2 protein-coding genes are annotated in these 2518 nt (G+C 68.1%); one reads left to right on the forward strand and one right to left on the reverse strand.

Translation table 11 applies throughout. From position 1 onward, the window contains the following. Window positions 1–3: 3 nt before the first annotated feature. On the forward strand, window positions 4–1641 hold the full coding sequence (gene groL, locus IT40_RS26205; RefSeq protein ID WP_036761420.1) for a chaperonin GroEL: 1638 nt from the start codon (window positions 4–6) through the stop codon (window positions 1639–1641). Window positions 1642–1933: 292 nt separating this feature from the next. Here groL and IT40_RS26210 read toward each other — a convergent pair. Further along, a partial coding sequence (locus IT40_RS26210) for an AMP-binding enzyme (RefSeq protein WP_036761419.1) occupies window positions 1934–2518 on the reverse strand: 585 nt, incomplete at its 5' end.

A 2518-nucleotide genomic window follows, 5' to 3' on the forward strand; every position in this document is an offset into this window, starting at 1 on the left:
CAGATGGCTGCGAAAGAAGTTAAGTTCAACAGCGACGCGCGTGACCGGATGCTGAAGGGCGTGAACATCCTTGCGGATGCGGTCAAGGTGACGCTGGGCCCGAAGGGGCGCAACGTGGTGATCGACAAGTCCTTCGGCGCGCCGCGCATCACCAAGGACGGCGTTTCGGTCGCCAAGGAGATCGAGCTTTCCGACAAGTTCGAGAACATGGGCGCGCAGATGGTGCGCGAAGTGGCCTCGCGCACCAATGACGAGGCCGGCGACGGCACCACCACCGCCACCGTTCTGGCCCAGGCCATCGTGCGCGAGGGCCTCAAGGCCGTGGCCGCCGGCATGAACCCGATGGATCTCAAGCGCGGCATCGACATGGCCACCGCCAAGGTCGTGGAAGCCATCAAATCCGCCGCCCGCCCGGTCAACGACAGCTCGGAAGTGGCGCAGGTCGGCACCATCTCGGCCAATGGCGAGGCCTTCATCGGCCAGCAGATCGCCGAGGCGATGCAGCGCGTCGGCAACGAGGGCGTGATCACCGTCGAAGAGAACAAGGGCATGGAGACCGAGGTCGAGGTCGTCGAGGGGATGCAGTTCGACCGCGGCTATCTCTCGCCCTATTTCGTCACCAACGCCGACAAGATGATCGCCGAGCTGGAGGATGCCTATATCCTGCTGCACGAGAAGAAGCTGTCGTCGCTGCAGCCGATGGTGCCGCTGCTCGAGGCCGTGATCCAGTCGCAAAAGCCGCTCCTGATCGTGGCCGAGGACGTCGAGGGCGAGGCCCTGGCGACGCTGGTCGTGAACAAGCTGCGCGGCGGGCTCAAGATCGCCGCGGTGAAGGCGCCGGGCTTCGGCGACCGCCGCAAGGCCATGCTGCAGGACATCGCCATCCTGACCGGCGGCCAGGTGATCTCGGAAGACCTGGGCATGAAGCTGGAGAACGTCACCATCGACATGCTGGGCCGGGCCAAGAAGATCTCGATCAACAAGGACAACACCACCATCGTCGACGGCGCCGGCGAGAAGGCCGAGATCGAGGCGCGCGTCGCCCAGATCCGCCAGCAGATCGAGGAGACCACCTCGGACTACGACCGCGAGAAGCTGCAGGAGCGCGTGGCCAAGCTGGCCGGCGGCGTGGCGGTGATCCGCGTCGGCGGCATGACCGAGATCGAGGTCAAGGAGCGCAAGGACCGCGTGGACGACGCGCTGAACGCGACCCGGGCCGCGGTGCAGGAAGGCATCGTGGTCGGCGGCGGCGTGGCGCTGGTGCAGGGGGCCAAGGCGCTGGAAGGGCTGGCCGGTGCGAACTCGGACCAGGAAGCCGGCATCGCCATCATCCGCCGTGCGCTGGAGGCGCCGATGCGCCAGATCGCCGAGAACGCCGGCGTGGACGGCGCGGTGGTTGCCGGCAAGGTGCGCGAATCCTCGGACAAGGCCTTCGGCTTCAACGCGCAGACCGAGGAATATGGCGACATGTTCAAGTTCGGCGTGATCGACCCGGCCAAGGTGGTTCGCACCGCGCTGGAGGATGCGGCCTCGGTCGCCGGCCTGCTGATCACCACCGAGGCGATGATCGCCGAGAAGCCCGAGCCCAAGGCCCCCGCCGGCGGCATGCCCGACATGGGCGGCATGGGCGGCATGATGTAAGCCGACCCGCCTTCGGCTAGGACCGGGCCGCCCCGCAGGGGGCGGCCTTTTTCGCGGGCGGACCGCGCCAGAACAAGGGCCTTGCCGCGCACCGGGCCGGGCTGGGGCCGCACCGGGGCCGGGCTGGGGCCGGGAACCCGTCGGGAAAGGACGGGCCGGCCCAGGGCCCATGCAAGGCCATGCGCTTTTCCTGGCAGAGGCCACAGCCTTCCCCCGGTCCTTTACCCGAAGATTTTCATGCCCGGGAAGACGGAGACGGCCTGGCGACCGCAGGCCGCGCCCTGTCAGGCCTTCAGCGCCTTCCCGGCTGGTCGTAGAGCCCGGCGAAGCGCTGGCGCAGCAGGTTCTTTTGCACCTTGCCCATGGTGTTGCGCGGCAGTTCCTCGACGAAGAGCACGCGCTTGGGCTGCTTGAACCTGGCCAGCCGCCCTGCCAGCGCCGCCAACACCCCCGCCTCGGCCAGCGCCGGACTGCCGGTCGGGACCACGACCGCCGTAACCCCCTCGCCGAAATCGCCATGCGGAAGGCCGATCACGGCAGATTCGACCACGCCGGGCAGCGCGTCGATCTCGGCCTCGACCTCCTTGGGATAGACGTTGAGCCCGCCGGTGATGATCAAATCCTTGCCGCGGCCGAGGATGTGCAGATAGCCGCGCTCGTCGAATTTCCCCAGGTCGCCGGTGATGAAGAAGCCGTTCTCGCGCAGCTCGGCGGCGGTCTTTTCCGGCATGCGCCAATAGCCCTTGAACACGTTCGGGCCGCGCACCTCGATCATGCCGATCTCGCCCCGCGGCAGTTCCACGCCGGTCTCGGGGTCGGTGACGACGATCTCGGTGCCGGGCAGCGGCAGGCCGACGGTGCCGGCGATGCGCGCGCC

This window comes from Paracoccus versutus, assembly GCF_000763885.1.
Lineage (GTDB): Bacteria > Pseudomonadota > Alphaproteobacteria > Rhodobacterales > Rhodobacteraceae > Paracoccus > Paracoccus versutus.